This is a genomic window from Vibrio tetraodonis (genome assembly GCF_003350295.1).
In the GTDB taxonomy this organism is placed as follows: domain Bacteria; phylum Pseudomonadota; class Gammaproteobacteria; order Enterobacterales; family Vibrionaceae; genus Vibrio; species Vibrio tetraodonis.
Map to the genome: position 1 here is coordinate 234,424 of NZ_QLYY01000007.1, position 20,128 is coordinate 254,551.

The following is a 20,128-nucleotide window of genomic DNA, read 5'->3' on the forward strand; positions in this document are numbered from 1 at the left end:
TTCACTAATAATTTATTTATCAATAATAAACAGCTCCAACCTGCTAGGTTAGAGCTTGCTCTTAATTTAGGGTACTAAAGTTGTTTTAGTGATGATGATTGCCGGGTCAGGGACGTCACGGTAGCGACCTTTGGTTGTCGTTGATACTTTGCTCATGTTTTTGACAGTATCAAAGCCCCTAATGACTTTACCAAAAACAGCATAGCCGTCTGTTAAAGGTTTCGTCTTGTCATTTTTGTTGTAATCAAGGAAGTTATTATCCTTGTAGTTAATGAAAAACTGGCGAGTAGCCGAATTCGGATCGCTAGTTCTGGCCATCGCGATTGTTTCAACTTGGTTTTTTAACCCATTAGATGCTTCATTTTTAATGGGAGCATAAGTAGGTACAGGGTTCATGTCTTTGTCAAATCCACCACCTTGAGCCATAAAGCCAGGAATGACCCGATGAAATTGCGTACCTATATAACTGCCATCTTTGACGTATTTTACAAAGTTGGCGACTGTAATCGGTGCCTTTTCTTTATCGAGCTCAACGGTAAATGCGCCTAAAGTGGTTTCAAATACTACTTTAGGCCCAGCAAAAGCTAGGCTACTAAAAAGCGCCAATGAGGCAATGATTGTCTTCCACATTAGAAGCGCTCCTGCATGTAGTCTTTGAGCTCACGATCGTTGGCGACTTCTTTTAACACTAAGTTAGTCACATCGTTGAGTACCATACCTATTTCATCATCTGATGCGCTTAGTGCTCCATTTCTTTTTGCGGTCCCCGTGTAGGTCTTCACTAGCTTACCCTTGGGAGTTTCAGCGGTGATTTCGAGTACGACTTTGCCGTCCATTTCATTGGCCATAACCGAGTGTTTTACAGATACGAGAGCTTCTTGTATCTCCACACTTACAGAGTTTTCGCTGTTGACTGTGGTATTAAAACCTTGGGATTGGAATTGCTCTAATAAGGCGTTCTCAATACTGATGCGAACATTTTGTCTTGAGTGTATTGGTTCAATGTTAGAGCGCCCGCTGTCTATCAATGCTACGTATTGAGCCGATCGAACATCTTTACTTGTGAGCGTAAAATTTGCATTTTGAACAAGGTTGCTGTTACTCAGAACAGGCTGAGGCATAAAGTTTAGCTGTTCTTGTTGAGGGGAGGCGCATGCAGTAAGTAACGCCACTGAGGCGGCTAGAACCAGTTTTCTCATCATAATTTCCTTTAACGTAACTCTAATATAGAGACATGATAGTGAACTATTTAGTTGCCTGTAAAATAACAAATTTCTTATTTGAGGCGATAAGTTTGACCTTAGGCTTACCAAACAACTTAGATAACTTTACATCGTAGCCGAGGTGTCGATTGCCGATAACTAATAATTTGCCATCATTGCAAAGAACATGCTTTGCATCACAGAACATTTGCCATGCTATGTGATCCGTAATAGCTTGTTGTTGATGAAAGGGAGGATTACACAAAACCAGCTCTGCACTATCGATTTGAAACTTATCCAGACAGTTATTGGTGATACATTCTATCTGTCTATCGGAACCAAGAGCATCGAGTAGATTTTCCTTTGCAGAGGATGTAGCCATGTAACTTTCGTCTACACATGTAATACTTACATCGGGGTTGTCGAGTCCTAGTTTTACTGATAGCACGCCGTTCCCACATCCAAGATCAATGACTCGCTCTGTGGTTAAGCCTTTTGGTAAATGCTCGAGCATAAAGCGAGCGCCTTGGTCGAGCTTTTCTCCCGAGTAGACATTGGGCAAGTTCTTCAGTTCAAAGTTATGCGGCTCAACTTTCCATTTAGTGATGGGATCGACAGCAATAGCGTCAGGAGCGTCAGGAGTAGAAAAAACTAAGCGGTGCTTTTTCCAAGCGAGAGAGGTATGAGTGCTTCCTAGATGTTTTTTGAACAATTTGAGTGTTGAAGAATGGATTTCTTTGGCTTTATTCACCGCAATTACAGGAGTGGCTTTGTCCAAATGTAGCCTCAACTGACTCAACTGCCATGTAAGATGGCGATTGTTTCTTGGGATTTGCATTAGGACGTAATCCACGTGAGCTGGGATATTGGCTAGCGTGCTGCATAAGGTGATATTGTTACTTTGATTATCCGCTAGGTTTTGCTGTGTCGCTTGATGTGCAACATGAGAGTCACTCATCAAGGTAACCTTATGGTTAAGTGAAAACCAGCAGCTTAGCGCACCGAAACTATCGTTTAGGATCAAAATATGTTTGCCAGGGGTAATGTCTAACTCTTCCATGTGGTTTATGAGGTATTCATCTCCAGCATCCCAAGCTTGTAGTGTTTCATTATTCCTTTTGGGGTAGCGATGAAGAGTTAAAGTGCGTTGGTGAAGCGCAAGTTTAGTTTTCATATTTGTAATGGTATGGAAATGTGTACGATAAATTGTCGCAGAAGCAGAAGGTAGTTAAAACTAAAACCTTTAGCTTTATTCATAACAAGAGTATTATTCGTGGACAGGAGCAATTCGTATTGAGGTTGACGTAATGGTACATGAAGCAATAGAAGCTAAACTCTCGGACTACTTTGAACCAGCCCACCTTGAGGTAATAAACGAAAGTTATATGCACAATGTTCCAGAAGGTTCAGAAAGTCATTTTAAAGTTATCATTGTCAGTGAGAAATTTACAGGACAGAGATTGATTGGCCGTCATCGTCAGGTCAACCAAGTTTTGGCAGATGAACTCGCAAATCATATCCACGCACTCTCTATTCATACTTACACAATAGACGAGTGGAATAAACAAAATCAGGTAGCTCCTGACAGCCCAATGTGTTTAGGCGGATCCAAGTAGTATAGCGTATTATAAAAGCCTTGGTGGTAAGCTGTATTTTTCTGATTATAAATTAACCAAGTTTTTAACACTAAATATACAAATACACGGCTTGATTGGCTCGATCGCTAAGTATTTCATACTATGAATAAAATATAGCATTATGAGGTGTGTGGTTATTGCTGTTTGTGCGGTGGTTCAAACTTATGACCAATACTTAACCTTTTAAACTCAAATCCTTCGAAATATATATCTGATTCCTTTCTTTGGTCATGGCGTATACTTCTAAAAAGATGATAGACTACCGCACCTGATAAATCTCGACTAAATTTGTAGCGAGGTTTTTAATAGGATGTTGCGATTTTGGTGTTTTAAACAGCATCAAAACCGGACACTAATGTCGTGTCTAAAAGTTACGCAATCAATGAATCTTTTTCCCGATAAAAGTAGTGCAAGTGCGTATGATTACAATAAAGAAGGGTTTGGACCTGCCAATCGCAGGAACTCCTACCCAGGTGATTAATGATGGTAAAACCATCAAGAAAGTCGCCTTGCTTGGCGAAGAGTACGTCGGCATGCGTCCTACCATGCATGTTCGCGTAGGTGATGAAGTGAAAAAAGCTCAAGTTCTTTTTGAAGACAAGAAGAACCCGGGCGTGAAATTTACTTCACCAGCAAGTGGTAAAGTAGTCGAGGTTAACCGTGGCGCTAAACGTGTCCTTCAATCTGTTGTGATTGAAGTGGCAGGTGAAGAGCAGGTTACGTTCGATAAGTTTGAAGCAGGACAAATAGCTGGAATTGGCCGTGATGTGGTTAAAACTCAGCTTGTTGATTCTGGTCTTTGGACCGCTTTGCGTACTCGTCCCTTTAGCAAGGTTCCAGCTATTGAATCTTCTACACAGGCAATTTTTGTTACTGCTATGGATACTAATCCATTGGCGGTTCAGCCTGAGTTGGTCATTAATGAACAGCAGGAAGCATTCGTCGCAGGTCTGGATGTACTTTCAAACTTGACTGATGGCAAAGTTTACGTTTGTAAAGCCGGCACCAGTCTTCCTCGTTCTTCTCAAAGCAATGTTGAGGAACATGTTTTTGACGGCCCCCATCCAGCAGGACTTGCCGGCACTCACATGCATTTCCTGTATCCAGTAAATGCAGAGAATGTTGCTTGGAGTATTAACTATCAGGATGTGATTGCATTCGGTAAGTTGTTCCTAGCTGGTGAACTGTACTCAGAGCGTGTTATTTCGCTTGCTGGCCCTGTTGTTAATAACCCCCGCTTAATTCGCACCATTCAGGGAGCAAACGTTGCTGACCTTACTGATGGTGAATTAATGCCAGGTGAAGTTCGTATTATCTCAGGCTCAGTTCTTTCAGGAACTCAGGCTTCTGGCCCGCATGCTTATCTTGGTCGCTATCATGTACAGATTTCAGTCTTACGTGAAGGCCGCGATAAAGAGCTGTTCGGTTGGGCGGCGCCTGGTAAGAATAAGTTCTCGATAACGCGTGCCTACTTAGGTCATATTTTCAAAGGTCAGTTGTTTAACATGACTACAACGACCAATGGTAGTGATCGCTCTATGGTGCCGATTGGTAACTACGAACGTATTATGCCGCTGGATATGGAACCTACTTTGTTACTTCGCGATCTATGTGCGGGCGATACTGACAGTGCTCAAGCACTAGGTGCGCTAGAACTGGATGAAGAAGATCTGGCATTGTGTACCTTTGTATGTCCGGGTAAGTATGAGTACGGAGCATTGCTTCGTGAATGCCTAGACACGATCGAGAAGGAAGGGTGATTTTCATGGCTCTTAAAAAGTATCTTGAAGACATTGAACATCATTTTGAGCCTGGTGGTAAGCATGAAAAATGGTTTGCTCTGTACGAAGCTGTTGCGACAGTATTCTATACTCCAGGTCTAATTACGAAGAAAAGTTCGCATGTTCGTGACAGCGTTGACCTAAAACGCATCATGATCATGGTTTGGTTAGCGGTTTTCCCTGCGATGTTCTGGGGAATGTATAACGCTGGTGGCCAAGCTGTAGCGGCTTTGAACCATATGTACGCTGGTGATGAGTTTGCCTCAATTGTTGCTGGCAACTGGCACTACTGGCTGACGGAAATGCTCGGCGGTACTCTTGCAGTCGATGCAGGCTGGGGCAGTAAAATGCTCTTGGGTGCGACTTACTTCCTACCTATTTATGCAACAGTATTTGTTGTTGGTGGTTTTTGGGAAGTACTTTTCTGTATGGTGCGTAAACACGAAGTTAACGAAGGTTTCTTTGTGACTTCCATTTTGTTCGCACTCATTGTTCCTCCAACGCTTCCTCTGTGGCAAGCAGCCCTTGGTATTACTTTCGGTGTTGTGGTTGCTAAAGAGATCTTTGGTGGTACAGGTCGTAACTTCTTAAACCCTGCGCTTGCTGGTCGTGCGTTCTTATTCTTTGCTTACCCAGCACAAATTTCCGGAGACGTAGTTTGGACTGCTGCTGATGGCTTCTCTGGTGCAACAGCTTTGAGTCAGTGGGCTCAAGGTGGTAACGGTGCTTTAATGAATACCGTAACCGGTGCTCCAATTACTTGGATGGATGCGTTTGTTGGTAACATTCCAGGTTCTATCGGTGAAGTGTCTACGTTAGCGCTAATGATTGGCGCAGCAATGATCGTATATATGCGCATTGCGTCGTGGAGAATCATCGCTGGTGTCATGATTGGTATGATTGCAACAGCAACATTATTCAATCTAGTCGGCTCAGATACTAACCCAATGTTCAATATGCCATGGCATTGGCACCTAGTTTTGGGTGGTTTTGCATTCGGTATGTTCTTTATGGCGACAGATCCAGTATCTGCTTCGTTCACTAACAATGCCAAATGGTGGTACGGAATACTTATTGGTTTGATGTGTGTGTTGATTCGTGTTGTGAATCCGGCTTACCCAGAAGGGATGATGCTTGCGATTCTATTTGCGAACCTGTTTGCACCTTTGTTCGACCATGTAGTCATCGAGAAGAACATCAAGCGGAGATTAGCACGTTATGGCAAGTAATAACGACAGCATTAAAAAGACGCTGGGTGTTGTTATCGGGTTGAGCCTTGTTTGTTCAATCATAGTATCAACAGCCGCTGTAGGTTTGCGAGATCAACAAAAAGCGAACGCTGTGCTGGATAAGCAAACTAAAATTATCGAAGTTGCTGGTATCGATACTGACGGAAAAAAAGTTCCTGAGCTTTTCTCTGAATTTATCGAAGCGCGTTTGGTTGATTTCAAAACTGGTGATTTTGTTGACGGCGACGCTGCAACCTATGACCAGCGTAAAGCAGCTAAAGACCCAGCCACGTCAATCAAGTTAAGTCCTGACGAAGACCAAGCTAAGATACTTCGACGAGCTAATGTAGGTACTATTTATCTCGTTAAGCAAGGCGATACTGTGTCTCGGGTTATTATACCCGTTCATGGTAACGGCCTATGGTCAATGATGTACGCTTTTGTTGCCGTAGAAACGGATGGCAACACAGTGTCAGGGATTACCTATTACGAGCAAGGTGAAACACCTGGACTTGGTGGTGAGGTTGAAAACCCATCATGGAGAGCTCAGTGGGTCGGCAAGAAATTGTTCGATGAAAACCACAAGCCTGCGATTAAAGTCGTTAAAGGTGGTGCTCCGGCTGGTTCTGAGCATGGTGTCGATGGTCTATCTGGGGCAACATTAACCAGTAATGGCGTTCAACACACATTTGACTTCTGGTTAGGAGACATGGGCTTTGGCCCGTTCCTAGCAAAAGTTCGTGACGGAGGTCTGAACTAATGTCTAGTGCACAAAACGTTAAAAAGAGCATTTTAGCGCCTGTATTGGATAACAACCCAATTGCGCTTCAGGTTCTTGGTGTATGTTCTGCGCTTGCAGTAACAACCAAACTGGAAACTGCATTTGTTATGACGCTAGCGGTAACCTTTGTTACTGCTATGTCTAACTTTTTCGTTTCTTTGATCCGAAACCATATTCCAAATAGTGTGCGTATTATTGTCCAAATGGCAATTATCGCCTCTCTTGTTATCGTGGTTGACCAAATACTTAAAGCCTATCTTTACGATATTTCTAAACAGCTTTCGGTATTCGTAGGTCTTATCATAACCAACTGTATCGTAATGGGCCGTGCGGAAGCATTCGCAATGAAATCAGCACCACTACCTTCTTTCATTGATGGTATCGGTAATGGTTTAGGTTATGGCTTCGTCCTTATCACTGTTGGTTTCTTCCGCGAATTGCTTGGCTCAGGCAAGCTATTTGGCATTGAAGTGCTGCCTCTAGTGAGCAATGGTGGTTGGTATCAGCCTAACGGCTTGATGCTACTTGCCCCATCTGCGTTCTTCTTAATCGGCTTCCTGATTTGGGCAATCCGTATTCTTAAGCCAGAACAAGTAGAAGCGAAGGAGTAAGAGAGTCATGGAACATTACATTAGTCTGTTAGTTAAATCGATTTTTATCGAGAACATGGCTTTGTCCTTCTTCTTGGGTATGTGTACTTTCCTTGCCGTATCTAAGAAAGTAAAGACCTCTTTCGGTCTTGGTGTTGCTGTTGTTGTTGTACTGACTATCGCAGTACCAGTAAACAACTTAGTATACAACCTAGTTCTTAAAGAGAATGCCTTGGTTGCTGGGGTTGACCTTAGCTTCCTAAACTTCATTACCTTTATCGGTGTTATTGCGGCTCTAGTACAGATCCTAGAAATGGTGTTGGACCGCTTTTTCCCACCTTTGTATAACGCGCTTGGGATCTTCCTGCCATTGATCACAGTAAACTGTGCGATCTTTGGTGGTGTGTCTTTCATGGTTCAACGTGATTACAACTTCGCAGAATCTGTTGTTTATGGATTCGGCTCAGGTGTGGGTTGGATGCTAGCGATTGTCGCTCTTGCAGGTATCCGAGAGAAAATGAAGTATTCTGATGTACCTCCAGGTTTGCGTGGTCTTGGCATCACATTTATATCTGTAGGCTTAATGGCGTTAGGCTTTATGTCTTTCTCTGGTGTTCAACTGTAAGTCGGGTAGACCGCAGCAATAAAGGAATAGTCAATGGATATTATTCTTGGTGTAGTGATGTTTACTCTGATTGTACTGGCTTTAGTACTAGTGATTCTTTTCGCTAAATCTAAGCTTGTACCAACAGGTGACATTACAATTTCTGTTAACGATGACCCATCATTGGCCATTGTTACACAGCCAGGTGGTAAATTACTGAGTGCGCTAGCAGGTGCCGGCGTATTCGTATCTTCTGCTTGTGGTGGCGGTGGCTCTTGTGGTCAGTGCCGTGTAAAAATCAAATCAGGTGGTGGTGACATCCTGCCTACCGAGCTTGACCATATTACCAAAGGTGAAGCGCGCGAAGGTGAGCGTTTAGCCTGTCAGGTTGCAATGAAAACTGACATGGATATTGAACTTCCTGAAGAGATTTTTGGTGTTAAAAAGTGGGAGTGTTCTGTTATTTCTAACGATAACAAAGCAACTTTCATTAAAGAGCTAAAGCTTCAGATCCCTGATGGTGAGTCAGTACCTTTCCGTGCTGGCGGATACATTCAGATTGAAGCGCCAGTGCATCACGTTAAGTACGCCGATTACGATATTCCTGATGAGTATCGTGAGGATTGGGATAAGTTTAATTTGTTCCGTTATGAATCTAAGGTTAATGACGAAACTATTCGTGCGTATTCAATGGCTAACTATCCGGAAGAAGAAGGCATAATTATGCTTAACGTCCGTATTGCTACGCCTCCGCCGAACAATCCTGATGTACCACCTGGCATTATGTCTTCGTATATTTGGTCACTAAAAGAAGGTGATAAGTGTACAATTTCAGGGCCGTTTGGTGAGTTCTTTGCTAAAGACACTGACAATGAAATGGTATTTGTTGGTGGTGGTGCAGGTATGGCGCCAATGCGTTCTCATATCTTTGACCAACTGAAGCGTCTCAATTCTTCACGTAAGATGTCTTTCTGGTACGGCGCTCGTTCTAAGCGAGAAATGTTCTACGTAGAAGATTTCGATGGATTGCAAGCAGAGAACGACAACTTTGTATGGCACTGTGCCTTGTCTGATCCAATGCCTGAAGATAATTGGGATGGCTATACAGGTTTCATTCACAACGTTCTGTATGAAAACTATCTTAAGGACCATGAAGCGCCTGAAGACTGTGAGTACTACATGTGTGGTCCACCAATGATGAACGCTGCTGTTATCGGTATGCTGAAAGACCTTGGTGTTGAGGATGAAAATATCCTACTAGATGACTTTGGTGGTTAACACTTTAAGTTATTGATATGTATGGCTGGCCTACAAGGTCAGCCATTATTTTTTCCTACGCTGTAATTTAAAAGTGATGATAGAAGATGAATCTTTAATCCAGATTTATGTACTATCTTCATTTCGTTATAAGGAGTCAAACAAGTGAAAAAATGGCTTGTTGTTTTTGCTTCTCTGTTCATTATTGCTGGCTGTGAAAAGCCCGTTGATCAAGTCCATCTTAGTGGCCCGACTATGGGCACGACATACAACATTAAATACATTGTTGCCCAAAACCAGCCCACTCCTGATGTGGTACAGAAAGAAATTGATCGCTTACTTGAGCAAGTGAATGATCAGATGTCGACCTATCGAACTGATTCTGAACTAAGTCTTTTTAATCAAAGTGAAAGCTCGCAACCTTTTGAAGTTTCGCCGCAAACGGCAACTGTAGTGAAAGAGGCTATCCGTCTTAATAATCTGACATTGGGGGCTTTGGATGTCACCGTTGGTCCACTGGTGAACTTATGGGGCTTTGGCCCCGAAGCACGTCCTGAAGTGGTGCCAAGTGACAATGAGCTTGAAAAACGTAAAGCAGAGACGGGAATTGAGCACTTAAGTGTAAATGGCAATGCGCTGTCGAAAGATATTCCAAGCTTGTATGTTGACCTTTCTACTATTGCAAAAGGCTGGGGGGTTGATGTGGTAGCGGATTATATTGAGTCGCAAGGCATACTAAATTATATGGTTGAAGTCGGCGGTGAGATGCGTCTCAAAGGCTTGAATCGTGAAGGCGTTAAGTGGCGAATAGCGATAGAAAAGCCCACGGTTGATGAGCGAGCCATACAGGAAATCATTGAGCCAGGAGATATGGCGATTGCCACGTCAGGTGATTATCGTAATTACTTCGAAAAAGAAGGTGTGAGATACTCCCATATAATCAATCCACAAACGGGGAAACCCATTAACCATAAAGTTGTTTCTGTTACTGTACTCGATAAATCCTCTATGACGGCTGATGGTCTAGCAACGGGCTTAATGGTGCTTGGAGAGGATAAAGGTATGAAGGTCGCTAACGACAATAATATACCCGTATTTATGATTGTGAAATCGAGTGATGGCTTCATAGAACTGGCGTCAGACGCGTATAAGCCATATATTAATAGATAATAATTAGTGAGTATGTTGTTATGAGTACATTTCTGATCACCTTTGGTGTGTTTATCGCCTTTATAACGGCCATGTCTGTCGGTTATATCTTTCAAAAGAAAGTGGTAAAAGGCAGCTGCGGTGGGTTAGGGGCTGTCGGTGTAGATAAAGTATGCAATTGTCCCGAACCTTGCGATGCACGTAAAAAGCGCGAAGCAAGAGAAGCGCTCAGAGCTGAAAAGCTAGCCGCATGGGAAAAAGACCGCATAGCATAGAACACATGAGCCCGACTAATCGTCGGGCTTTTTCATCTTCAAGAGCAGACTTATTTATCTTCAAAACTTTATTGTAAAGACCCCTTCCTACTTGTCATTATCAATGACAACCTATCTAGACACACTTAGTTTGCTGTTAGAGGACAATAAAGTTCGCAACTTTTTTGGGGTTTATTTGGCTGCTTATTTTGGGTCTAGCTGATTTTTGGACAATTCTGTGTTGCGATTTTTTATGAATGTCGGGCATTCGGATAAATTTAGCTAGGGCAAAATGAAAGACTTGACCCCGTTCATATCCTAGAAAACGCAAGGTATGGCCCTGTTACGCTCTCGCAAATCAAGCTCAGTTTGCACTCGAACAAAATCCACTAATTAAAAAGCAAACCGCAAAGAAACCAATGATTAATGGGAAAGTTAGCTCTAATACTAACCAGCGTAGGTTTTGACTCCTAAGCATGAGCTTAAATCGATTATCGAAACGCTCTAGTGAGGCAGGTATCCGCTTATCAGTAAGTGTTTTTTCCACAGTCTCGATTTTTTTTTGAACCTTCTCGATATCTGTCTGAACACTTCTAAATGACTCCACCACTGACCTCAAGTTAGGATCATTACTAAGAATCGAAGTATTTACACGTTGTTCCCATTCTTCCAGTTTAGATTTTGTTGTTTCGAGCGGTTCAATTAGAGATGAAATTTTGGAGGCTTCATCTTTCCACCAATTATAAAGTGTAGATTGACGTGGATCTGACGGGTAATCACAATGTGAACTTGAAAATCTTCCAGTTGTAACGAATGCAACTCGAGAGCCCGTAAACCTAGCACACAATTCACGCCAACTGTCATATCCCCCCCATAAAAAGTGAATTATAAGGTAGATGTTAGTAATGAGAAGCGCTTTCTTTATTAGTTCATCCGATAGGTCTTTGAACTTCACACCAAGGACAGATGAGGATGGATCAATCGAAAGGCCTCCTTCTACCAAAGCAATTGAAATTAGGCTAACAACAATTAGTAGGGTGCGGACACGCCTCATGTAGTCTGTAAATTCTGGCATCAGTGGCTCACCGAGTGCCTTTTGAACTTCTTTGATGTTGGACTCTGTCAACTGATGGTTCCTTGTATTCGAGCATTTTATTAGTCGGTAGGTTCACTTCCATAGCAAATCTCAGACAAATGGGCTTCAGATTTCAACCAATAAATAAGCATTTACTAGGCGAACTTTGCACCATGAATCATAGAAGAACCGAGTCATATTCATTCCATCTAGCATTACATAAATTTAGGTGAGGTACAGCTACCTTTATCAAGCTTTGGGACATTTTATGGCTCCCAATAGTGTTTTTAAGCTCACTCTTGATTACTCTAATCATAGTGTTAATTATGGTGATATTTAACGCATTTCTTTCTATCGATATCACGTAGTAAAAAAGTTATTTTTATCCAAAACGACTCTATCTGTGAATATGCCAGACAATATTGACACTAAATCTATCCTTCCACTCTATTATGCAGTCATAAAGAACATAAGGTTCAATATTTCAACTATTTATCTGGGTAATATGCAGGAGTGAACGTGAGCACCTAGTTTGCTACCCTTCCCTTTTTTATCGGAGGTAGAACATGTCAACAAGAGCTTTTCTTTCAATCGAGAGCATCAACAACGGATGTTTATCTAGTGCTTGCAACACCCCTCTTTCTATGGGGAACAGCTACCAGTCAGGTCATGAAGATCAAATCACTATTTTATCTTTCTCTCATTCAATCGCTTATGATAACAACTCCATCCATAACCCGATTAAAATAGTTAAAAAGATAGACAAAGCAAGTCCGATGCTGGCTCAGGCATGCTCAGATGGGGATGAATTAAAATGTTGCTTAACTTTCTATAGGCCAAACCCCAAAGGTGGAAGCGAACTTTTTTACGAAATTAAGCTAACAGGTGCGCTCATACGTTCTGTATCAACACATATGCCACATGTGATTGACTTCAATGACAATGAAATGAATGAAACCATGCTGATCTCATACCGAGACATCAGTTGGAGACATATTGGAGCAAATACTGGGGCCTTTTCTTCATGGCTTCAAGCATTCTCAGAAGCTCGGGATAAGGTTGAGAGATGAGTTCAAGTCGAGGTGAAGTCAGCGAAGATGAAGTGAAAATGATTGTGCGTGGGCTTCTTCAACAAGCCAATACATACAGTCTGACGTACTTGTCTGATCCTACCATTCAGCATGAGTTTCGAGAGCAATATCGTTTTCTCGGAAAATGTTTATTACGAGACTATGAGAATGGTATTTTAGTTGGAGATAGGGTTGTCCGACTAGCACGACGAGAACGCCAGAGCCTAATTGATCAGGCCTTCGAGCTTGGTAATTATGGTATAGGTTTAGTGGCGGGTATTGGGCAAGTATCGGTCGGTTATGGAGGATGTGTTACCAGCTCTATTTTTTCTATCGCGGGGGCATCTTGGTGTAGTACAGTAGGTGTAACTATGATGGCACATGGTGGTAACAATATTTATGAAAATTCATACAATATGACAGGGAATATAGTTCAAAACTGGAAAGGAGAATATACTGGCAAATATGGAGATAGTAATAGTATGTTACGCAAGCAATATCACAAGGCTGCATCATCTCTCGGATTAAGTAAACGAGATGGTGACGCAGCTTATGCCATTGTTGATCTTGCTACAAGCGGGTATGGCCTGATCTCCAAAAAGCGAGTAGCTCAAAAATGGACTAATGCGCCAGACTCTGAGCAGCTTATGCTATTTCGATACGCTAAACGAGACTATGCCAAAGGGTGGCGTTCGATGTCAAAAGGATCACTGTGGTTTGAAGGTTATGGTAACGCGATAACCGCTAAATCTGCGATAAGCCCCTATCTTGACGGTGATGAATAATGTCTATTTGGTTGTACGTATTAGTGAGTCTGCTCGGTGTGATGATATGTCACTTTTTATCTGAACTGTATCTTCGTAAAGAGAAAGTCATGGTATTTATTATCTATTTTCTTGTTGGTGTTGAGTTCGGTAGCCAGCACTATTCCTTAACGTTCGACAAAACCTTTGTAAGACACTGGCTGTTTATATTCGAGGCAGACAACTCTGCCTATACGGATTTGTATCGCTATATTGCATTGGTGTTTATGATAGTGTCGGCTTTTACATTACCACCGTCTAGGCTGACTTTTTTAAATCGTCTATTCAAGAAAAAAAATTATCGTTGTTAGTTTATTCAACCTCCTTTAACCCTTGGGTCTGAGGAGTTGGCAAAGATAGAACTTGCTTTTGACTAACTATTAGTTTTTCTATACCAAATCTGCCCGATGGGCTTTGCCCCATTTCGACACCTAACTCGAAATGGGGCAAAACCTTCTCAGAGCGAAAGACAAACGACGACAAAAAAGTATTGGGAAGTTTGCAACTCTATTTTCACAATTGGCTTTTGGTAGCCATGATAGAAGCGGGTTTCGGGGGCAGACAGTTTTCATTTTTGTTGTTCAGCGACAGTGCATAAACAACGTCTTCTGCCTTGGCGTACCAGTAAAATTACAATATACTGTGTTTATATACAGTTGTTGGGTTTTATGGAATCATGGAGCAAGGCAAAATAAGGAAAATTATCCATATTGATATGGATTGCTTTTACGCTGCTGTAGAGATGCGTGACAATCCAAGCTATCGCTCTCTACCTTTGGCTGTGGGAGGTAGGGAAAAGCAAAGGGGAGTGATATCGACCTGTAATTATGAGGCGAGAAAGTATGGAGTTAAAAGCGCTATGCCTACGGGGAAAGCTTTGACTTTATGTCCGAACCTTGTGGTGATTCCGGGCCGAATGCAGGTTTATAAGCAAGTTTCGCAGCATATCCGACGTATTTTCTCTCGCTATACTTCTCTGATTGAGCCCTTGTCTTTAGATGAAGCCTATTTAGATGTGACTGACTGCCCACTTTATAAAGGTTCAGCCACGCTTATTGCCGAGGCTATTCGGCGTGATATTGCGAAAGAACTTAATCTGACCGCATCAGCAGGCATTGCACCGATTAAATTTTTGGCAAAAGTGGCTTCAGTTCTAAATAAGCCCAATGGACAATATGTAATACCGCCAAGTCATGTACAACACGAAGTGGACAAATTGCCACTGGAAAAAATCCCAGGTGTTGGAAAAGTGAGCTTAGCTAAGCTCAACAAAGCGGGCTTATATACTTGCTCGGATATCAAAAACAGTGATTATCGCAATTTACTTTTAGGTTTTGGTCGTCTCGGCGCTTCTTTATGGACGAAAAGTCACGGCATTGACAACCGCCCCGTTATTGTCGAGAGAGAGCGCAAATCTGTAGGGGTGGAAAGCACATTGACTCATAATATTATGACATTTGATCAGTGTTGGCAGGTTATTGAAAGTAAACTGTTTCCTGAACTTGAAATAAGGCTCAGCAAAGTTTCTCCTGAAAAAATGATATTAAAGCAAGGTATTAAGCTTAAGTTTGCCGATTTTCAACAAACTACGATAGAACACCTGCATTCACAGCTAGACCTTGGCGATTTTAAAGGTTTACTTCGCGATATTCTCAAGCGGCAAAAAGGTCGAGAGATTCGCCTACTTGGCCTAAATGTGATGCTCAAACCCGAAGATGGATCTCAGCAACTAAGCTTTTTCTAAACTTTTCTTTCTCAATACGACTTCATCAAGAACTTGCTGGTAGGCACAATGGCCAAGCTTGCCAAACCCCGTCAATTTCTTGGCTTTTATCTTGGTAAAGCAAGGAGTTGGAATGCCACAAAGAAATTTAGTTTTCACTCTATCCGATAATACTTCTGATGTGAGATTTTCTAATTCTTGTAACCATTTATCCAATTCTGATGTAGGTATATTTGAGTTTACCTTCTCTGGCCAAGGTTTGGTCTCTTCTTTACACACACTGCAGTGACCACATTGTTGCGGCGCGTTAGGATCAGAAAAGTAGGATGCTAAAGCGTAACTTAAACACTGATTGGATTTAAACAATTTAAGCAGAGTGTGAATTCGTTCGATATCGCAGGACTCTTTATCTTTAAACAAAGACCATAGCTTCTGAGCCATCTTCTCTTTGTCATCGCAAATATCATCAACTTGATACACTTCGGTCATTAGCTTACTTTCGAGTTCAATCCATCCTTGCTGATGAAAATAATCCAGCGCGGCTATCGCTCGGTTTCTGTCACCTCGATAGGTATTCCATAAATGTTCAAAGTCTACTTGATTCCATATTTTAGCGCTGGAAACACTATCAAACAGCGCTTGGGTAAATGTTCGTCTTTCACCATTAAAGCGGTTTATGATGTCATTTTTAGCTATTAGAAACTTAAACCGATATTGCGCAAAGTAGGTATACTGAGCGGAGATAAGCCCATGCAATTCCATATAAACCAGTAAGGTTTTGAGAGGTAATGGGCGAATGTTACTTTCACTAGACAACCTGGAAATAACGACCTCCCATTGGGGAGCAGAGGAGGAGGCTTGCTTAATGATATTGAGGATTTCACCATATTCGGGCGTATCACCGTAAATATAATTTTCTAAAGTACAAAGTCCTTCTTCGTTGGCAAGCAATATGCACTGTGAAGAAAGGCCATCTCTGCCTGCTCGGCCAATTTCCTGAGCATAGTTTTCTATAGATTTGGGTAAATCGAAATGAATAACTCGGCGAATATCCGCTTTGTCTACCCCCATTCCAAAGGCGATGGTCGCGACGATACAATCTGTGTTACCTGCCATAAAGGCGTGTTGAATGTTTTCTCTTTGTTCACTCTCAAGGCCAGCATGATAGGCTACAGCATTGATGCCCCTCGAGAGCAGCATCTTGGCCAACGTTTCGGCAGTATTTTGCTGAGTGACATAAATGATGGTGGAGAGTGTAGGCGTTTGATTGAGCAGCGAGAGTAAAACCGTTTCCTTTTGGTTTACTTGGCATGGCAGTACTGACAATTCGAGATTTTGCCGATAAAAGCCAGTGACAGTAATATCATTTTTTTCAATCGTGAACTTATTGCTCATATCATCCAGTACTGCTTGAGTAGCTGTTGCGGTGAGAAGCAACACCTGAGGTATAGAAAGTTGCTGCTGAATTTGAGGGAGCTTTAGATAATCAGGTCGAAAGTTATGTCCCCACTCTGAGATGCAGTGTGCTTCGTCAACAACTAGGAGAGATATGGATTGTTGAGATAGAAAATGACGAAAACGTTCATTCTTCATTCGTTCTACCGACACCATCAAAATACGGATCTCACCAGTTTGAACACCACTCATTGTGGCCTGAACTTCTTCTTTAGTCTGACCAGAATGAAGTGAGGCGGCTTTGACTCCTTTACTTTTAAGAAAAGTAAGCTGGTCTTTCATCAGCGCGAGCAATGGAGAGATCACAAGGGTGAGATGAGGAAGACACAAAGCAGAAAGTTGGTAGCAGAGGGACTTTCCTGAGCCCGTTGGAAAGATAGCTGCACATGACTTTCCGCTCAATACCTTATCTATGACTTGGTATTGTCCTTCTCTTAACTGCTCAAAACCAAAGCACTGTTGCAGTTTTTGGTAGATGATCTGTTGGTTATTTGAAGTCTGCATTTTTGCTATCTGTATGACTTGGGCTCATGAAATAGTATTCTAAAGAGATTATCAGTTGAGGAATATGATTTTAGTATGAATAAGTTTGAGCTACTGCAAACAATATTACTCGAGATGGAAAAGTCGCTCGTCATTGCTCAAAGCGCAACTCAAAGAGCGATTGAATCGGCAACAGATGAAGAGACAGTTCCTGAGCATAAATATGACACTTTGGCATTAGAGGCTTCTTATTTGGCACATGGGCAAGCTATGAGAGTTGAAGAGTGTGAGCGCGAACTGAGCGTGATGAAACAGATGCAATTACCGAAAAATGCTGAATCAGTGATGCTTGGATGTTTAGTCTCACTTTTGGACGATGATGACCAAGCTCAATACTTTTTTATTGCACCATGTTCAGGCGGATTGAAGATTGACTATCAAGCAAAGCGAGTCATGTTAGTCACACTTAGTTCACCACTAGGAAAGGCATTAAAAGGTAAGTTAGTGGGGGATGACGTGGTATATCAAGTTGGACCAAAGAGTTTCTATTATCAAATCGATACAATAATTTGACGTAAGCGGGCGAATTGTTTGCTAGGGTTTGGAAGTATTTAATAAAGCGAGATAAAAATGAAACAAGTGCTTTGGATGATCCCTTTACTTATGGTAGTAAACCAAGTGGCCGCTGCTCAGTGCAGTGTCGATCTAAAAAATGATATTCGATTGAATAATGAAAGGTTGGAAATCCATCAGCCAGACGGTAACACGGCGGTGCTAGATTCGAACAATCGACTGTTGATTCAAGGAGAGGAGGTCACTCTTAAACCTGAACAAACACAAGCAATATCCGACTATCGTGCTCATTTAAATGATTACTTACCACGAGCAAAACAAATGGCTCGTGATGGGCTTGCACTAGCCAATGATATTATCGATGATGTTGCAAAAAGCTTTGATGCGCCTAAAGCATTTGAAGGGGTTAAAGCTTCGATGCAAGAATTTTACGCGAGTATTGAACAAAGGTATTACAAAGAAGGAGATTTGATTTTACCCGCAGATAGCTTTTCTTCTTTGAGTGAAACTTGGAACCAAGATTTGGAAGATGCTAAAAAGCTTTTCAATAAAGAATTCATATCCAGTGCTTTTACTGCAATGTCTGAGAAAATGAAGGCCGAAGATGGCCTTAATCTTACCCAAATAACTGAAACGATGAGCGAGCTTAAAGAGCGTATCTCGGCTAGGTTGAAAAAACATGCTGGCGAGGTTGAGCAACAGAGCCAAGAGTTTTGTGACTCTTTGGGTGAACTTGCAGAAGAAGAGCAAGAGCTGCACCAGATTATTCCTCAGCTTCAAGATTACCAAGTGTTTACTATTTAGACACTTATTTAATACTTCCCTTTACCCTTAGAAAGAGCGCATTGAGCGCTCTTTCCTTCTATACCTTCACTCTTTTGTCTTTTTATCAGAGATCTATTGACTAGCTGATTATTTATGTAAATAAATATTTACGATCTGTGATGTTATTTTTTGCTGAGTAAGTGGTGACTACCGCCTGATACCACTAGAGAGAAATCAGTGATTGTAATATTGTACTAGCCAACTAGTTTGTGAATGCAGTATTTTTAGTTTTATGGTAGCAAAAGATAATAGTGAATCTCGGGAACACTTTGGCTCTCGATTGGGTTTTATTTTAGCGGCGGCTGGCGCAGCGGTCGGATTGGGTAATATTTGGGGATTTCCGACTCAAGCGGCGAGCAATGGTGGAGGCGCGTTTTTGCTGGTCTACCTAGTCATGATTTTGGTTGTCGCTTTTCCTATGCTTGTGGTTGAGATGGCGATTGGTCGCCATGGACAAGCCAACCCTGTGGATAGTATGCGAGCTCTGACACCTAATTTAGCGATGAAAAAATTTGGTGCTATGGTTGGCTGGATTGGTCTGAGTGTCCCTAGTATGGTACTTGCCTTTTACAGTATTGTTGGTGGTTGGCTTATCTGCTTTCTCCTTGGTGCTATCACTGAAATTCTAGGTCTAGAGTCTGCGACGAAATGGCTTCAAGGGTTTAGTGTCGAGCGCAATTTATTTGGTACTCTAGCTTTTTATGTACTGACGATTTTGATCGTCCAAGGCGGTGTAAAGCAAGGCATTGAGAAATGGTCAACGCGTCTGATGCCCGCACTATTTGTTCTGTTTGGACTACTTTTTGTTTACATCATGACTCAGAGTGGAGCGACAGAAGGGTTAAAGCATTATTTGGTTCCCGACTTTAGTAAGGTGATGGATGGCAAATTGATTTTGGCAGCTATGGGCCAAGGTTTTTTCTCCTTAACCATAGGTGGCTGTTCTATGTTGATTTATGGGTCCTACCTGAGTAAGAAAGAAAACCTACCCAAGATGGCGATGCATGTAACCCTTGTTGACACATCGGTTGCTTTTATCGCTGGCTTGGTGGTTATGCCTGCGATGTTTGTTGCCATGCACAAAGGGGTCCAGATCTATGCAGAGGATGGGTCGTTACTGAGTTCAGATACCTTAGTGTTTACTGTACTGCCTTTAATGTTTGATAGCCTGGGATTTTTAGGCCAGTTATTTGCTATTGTCTTTTTCACCTTGCTGACGATCGCTGCTTTAACCTCATCCATCTCAATGTTGGAGTGTCCAGTGGCTCTAGTGAGTGAAAGACTAGGTACCAAACGCAGTTCGACCAGCTGGATTTTGGGAGGCTTGATTGCGCTATTTAGTACAGTGATCGTGTTCAATTTTGGCAATCTCTTTGGCTTGGTTGCCACAGTGGCCACTCAATATGTTCAGCCAGTAGCTGCACTTTTATTTTGTGTATTTGGGGGCTGGGTTTGGAATCGAAGTTCGAAAATCAAAGAATTAGAGCAAGGGTGTCCGGATTTTACTCTCGGTTGGTTTGGAAAACTTTGGCCTGTATACGTTAAGTTTGTTTGTCCTGTACTAGTTGCTACGGTTATTTGGGCATCATTTAGCTAAATAAAATGGCTAGCAACGCCTCATTTGGTATGAGGTGTTG

General features: G+C 42.0%; 21 protein-coding genes. 16 read left to right on the plus strand and 5 right to left on the minus strand.

Going from position 1 to position 20,128, the window contains the following annotated elements:
• Positions 1 to 66: 66 nt before the first annotated feature.
• The 3 genes from DPF90_RS04795 to DPF90_RS04805 are packed head-to-tail and all read right to left on the minus strand — an operon-like array spanning position 67 to position 2,376.
• A complete protein-coding gene (locus DPF90_RS04795) occupies positions 67 to 630 on the minus strand; it encodes a peptidylprolyl isomerase (RefSeq protein WP_114785183.1) in 564 nt (187 codons plus the stop codon).
• A complete protein-coding gene (locus DPF90_RS04800) occupies positions 630 to 1,199 on the minus strand; it encodes a YajG family lipoprotein (RefSeq protein WP_114785184.1) in 570 nt (189 codons plus the stop codon). Before DPF90_RS04800 ends, DPF90_RS04795 begins: the two co-directional genes overlap by 1 nt.
• Before the next feature lie 46 nt (positions 1,200 to 1,245).
• A complete protein-coding gene (locus tag DPF90_RS04805; protein ID WP_114785185.1) occupies positions 1,246 to 2,376 on the minus strand; it encodes a methyltransferase in 1,131 nt (376 codons plus the stop codon).
• Positions 2,377 to 2,509: 133 nt separating this feature from the next.
• Between DPF90_RS04805 and bolA the strand changes: the two genes are divergently transcribed.
• The 9 genes from bolA (at position 2,510) to nqrM (ending at position 10,505) form a co-directional block, all read left to right on the plus strand.
• Positions 2,510 to 2,818: a transcriptional regulator BolA gene (gene bolA / locus DPF90_RS04810; protein WP_114785186.1), complete on the plus strand. Its 309-nt coding sequence runs from the start codon at positions 2,510 to 2,512 to the stop codon at positions 2,816 to 2,818.
• A gap of 440 nt (positions 2,819 to 3,258) precedes the next feature.
• A complete protein-coding gene (locus DPF90_RS04815; protein ID WP_114785187.1) occupies positions 3,259 to 4,599 on the plus strand; it encodes a Na(+)-translocating NADH-quinone reductase subunit A in 1,341 nt (446 codons plus the stop codon).
• Positions 4,600 to 4,604: 5 nt separating this feature from the next.
• Positions 4,605 to 5,849: an NADH:ubiquinone reductase (Na(+)-transporting) subunit B gene (locus DPF90_RS04820; RefSeq protein WP_114785188.1), complete on the plus strand. Its 1,245-nt coding sequence runs from the start codon at positions 4,605 to 4,607 to the stop codon at positions 5,847 to 5,849.
• Entirely contained in the window at positions 5,839 to 6,609 is a 771-nt protein-coding gene (locus DPF90_RS04825) for a Na(+)-translocating NADH-quinone reductase subunit C (RefSeq protein WP_114785189.1), read from the plus strand. Before DPF90_RS04820 ends, DPF90_RS04825 begins: the two co-directional genes overlap by 11 nt.
• On the plus strand, positions 6,609 to 7,241 hold the full coding sequence (locus tag DPF90_RS04830) for an NADH:ubiquinone reductase (Na(+)-transporting) subunit D (protein ID WP_114785190.1): 633 nt from the start codon (positions 6,609 to 6,611) through the stop codon (positions 7,239 to 7,241). The genes DPF90_RS04825 and DPF90_RS04830 overlap by 1 nt, the downstream gene beginning before the upstream one ends.
• A 7-nt stretch (positions 7,242 to 7,248) precedes the next feature.
• The gene (nqrE, locus tag DPF90_RS04835; protein ID WP_114785191.1) at positions 7,249 to 7,845 is read left to right on the plus strand and encodes an NADH:ubiquinone reductase (Na(+)-transporting) subunit E; all 597 of its coding nucleotides are present in this window, start codon (positions 7,249 to 7,251) and stop codon (positions 7,843 to 7,845) included.
• Positions 7,846 to 7,878: 33 nt separating this feature from the next.
• Positions 7,879 to 9,102, plus strand: a complete 1,224-nt coding sequence (gene nqrF / locus DPF90_RS04840; RefSeq protein ID WP_114785192.1) for an NADH:ubiquinone reductase (Na(+)-transporting) subunit F — start codon at positions 7,879 to 7,881, stop codon at positions 9,100 to 9,102.
• Positions 9,103 to 9,246: 144 nt separating this feature from the next.
• Entirely contained in the window at positions 9,247 to 10,251 is a 1,005-nt protein-coding gene (locus DPF90_RS04845; protein ID WP_114785193.1) for an FAD:protein FMN transferase, read from the plus strand.
• Positions 10,252 to 10,271: 20 nt separating this feature from the next.
• Entirely contained in the window at positions 10,272 to 10,505 is a 234-nt protein-coding gene (nqrM, locus tag DPF90_RS04850; RefSeq protein ID WP_114785194.1) for a (Na+)-NQR maturation NqrM, read from the plus strand.
• Positions 10,506 to 10,848: 343 nt separating this feature from the next.
• On the opposite strand, the gene DPF90_RS04855 is transcribed toward nqrM, so the two are convergent.
• Positions 10,849 to 11,610, minus strand: a complete 762-nt coding sequence (locus tag DPF90_RS04855) for a hypothetical protein (protein ID WP_114785195.1) — start codon at positions 11,608 to 11,610, stop codon at positions 10,849 to 10,851.
• 515 nt (positions 11,611 to 12,125) lie between these two features.
• On the opposite strand from DPF90_RS04855, the gene DPF90_RS04860 reads away from it, so the two are divergent.
• The 4 genes from DPF90_RS04860 (at position 12,126) to dinB (ending at position 15,176) form a co-directional block, all read left to right on the plus strand.
• On the plus strand, positions 12,126 to 12,629 hold the full coding sequence (locus DPF90_RS04860) for an Hcp family type VI secretion system effector (protein WP_114785196.1): 504 nt from the start codon (positions 12,126 to 12,128) through the stop codon (positions 12,627 to 12,629).
• Positions 12,626 to 13,414, plus strand: coding sequence for a DUF4225 domain-containing protein (locus tag DPF90_RS04865; RefSeq protein WP_114785197.1), 789 nt, complete (start codon positions 12,626 to 12,628; stop codon positions 13,412 to 13,414). The genes DPF90_RS04860 and DPF90_RS04865 overlap by 4 nt, the downstream gene beginning before the upstream one ends.
• Positions 13,414 to 13,743 carry a hypothetical protein gene (locus tag DPF90_RS04870; RefSeq protein WP_114785198.1) on the plus strand — a complete coding sequence of 110 codons (330 nt, stop codon included), beginning with the start codon at positions 13,414 to 13,416 and terminating at the stop codon, positions 13,741 to 13,743. The genes DPF90_RS04865 and DPF90_RS04870 overlap by 1 nt, the downstream gene beginning before the upstream one ends.
• A gap of 365 nt (positions 13,744 to 14,108) precedes the next feature.
• Positions 14,109 to 15,176 (plus strand): DNA polymerase IV, encoded by a 1,068-nt coding sequence (gene dinB / locus DPF90_RS04875; protein ID WP_114785199.1) that lies wholly within the window; start codon positions 14,109 to 14,111, stop codon positions 15,174 to 15,176.
• Here the strand turns inward: dinB and DPF90_RS04880 are convergent.
• Positions 15,162 to 17,114: a RecQ family ATP-dependent DNA helicase gene (locus DPF90_RS04880; protein WP_114785200.1), complete on the minus strand. Its 1,953-nt coding sequence runs from the start codon at positions 17,112 to 17,114 to the stop codon at positions 15,162 to 15,164. The genes dinB and DPF90_RS04880 overlap by 15 nt on opposite strands.
• A gap of 75 nt (positions 17,115 to 17,189) precedes the next feature.
• Here DPF90_RS04880 and DPF90_RS04885 point away from each other — a divergent pair, with 75 nt between their 5' ends.
• The 3 genes from DPF90_RS04885 to DPF90_RS04895 all read left to right on the plus strand — a co-directional run bounded on the left by DPF90_RS04885 (position 17,190) and on the right by DPF90_RS04895 (position 20,088).
• A complete protein-coding gene (locus DPF90_RS04885) occupies positions 17,190 to 17,666 on the plus strand; it encodes a GreA/GreB family elongation factor (RefSeq protein ID WP_114785201.1) in 477 nt (158 codons plus the stop codon).
• A 57-nt stretch (positions 17,667 to 17,723) separates the two neighbouring features.
• Complete coding sequence (locus DPF90_RS04890) at positions 17,724 to 18,470, plus strand: YggN family protein (RefSeq protein WP_114785202.1); 747 nt, start codon at positions 17,724 to 17,726, stop codon at positions 18,468 to 18,470.
• 253 nt (positions 18,471 to 18,723) lie between these two features.
• Complete coding sequence (locus tag DPF90_RS04895; RefSeq protein ID WP_114785203.1) at positions 18,724 to 20,088, plus strand: sodium-dependent transporter; 1,365 nt, start codon at positions 18,724 to 18,726, stop codon at positions 20,086 to 20,088.
• Positions 20,089 to 20,128 lie beyond the last annotated feature (40 nt).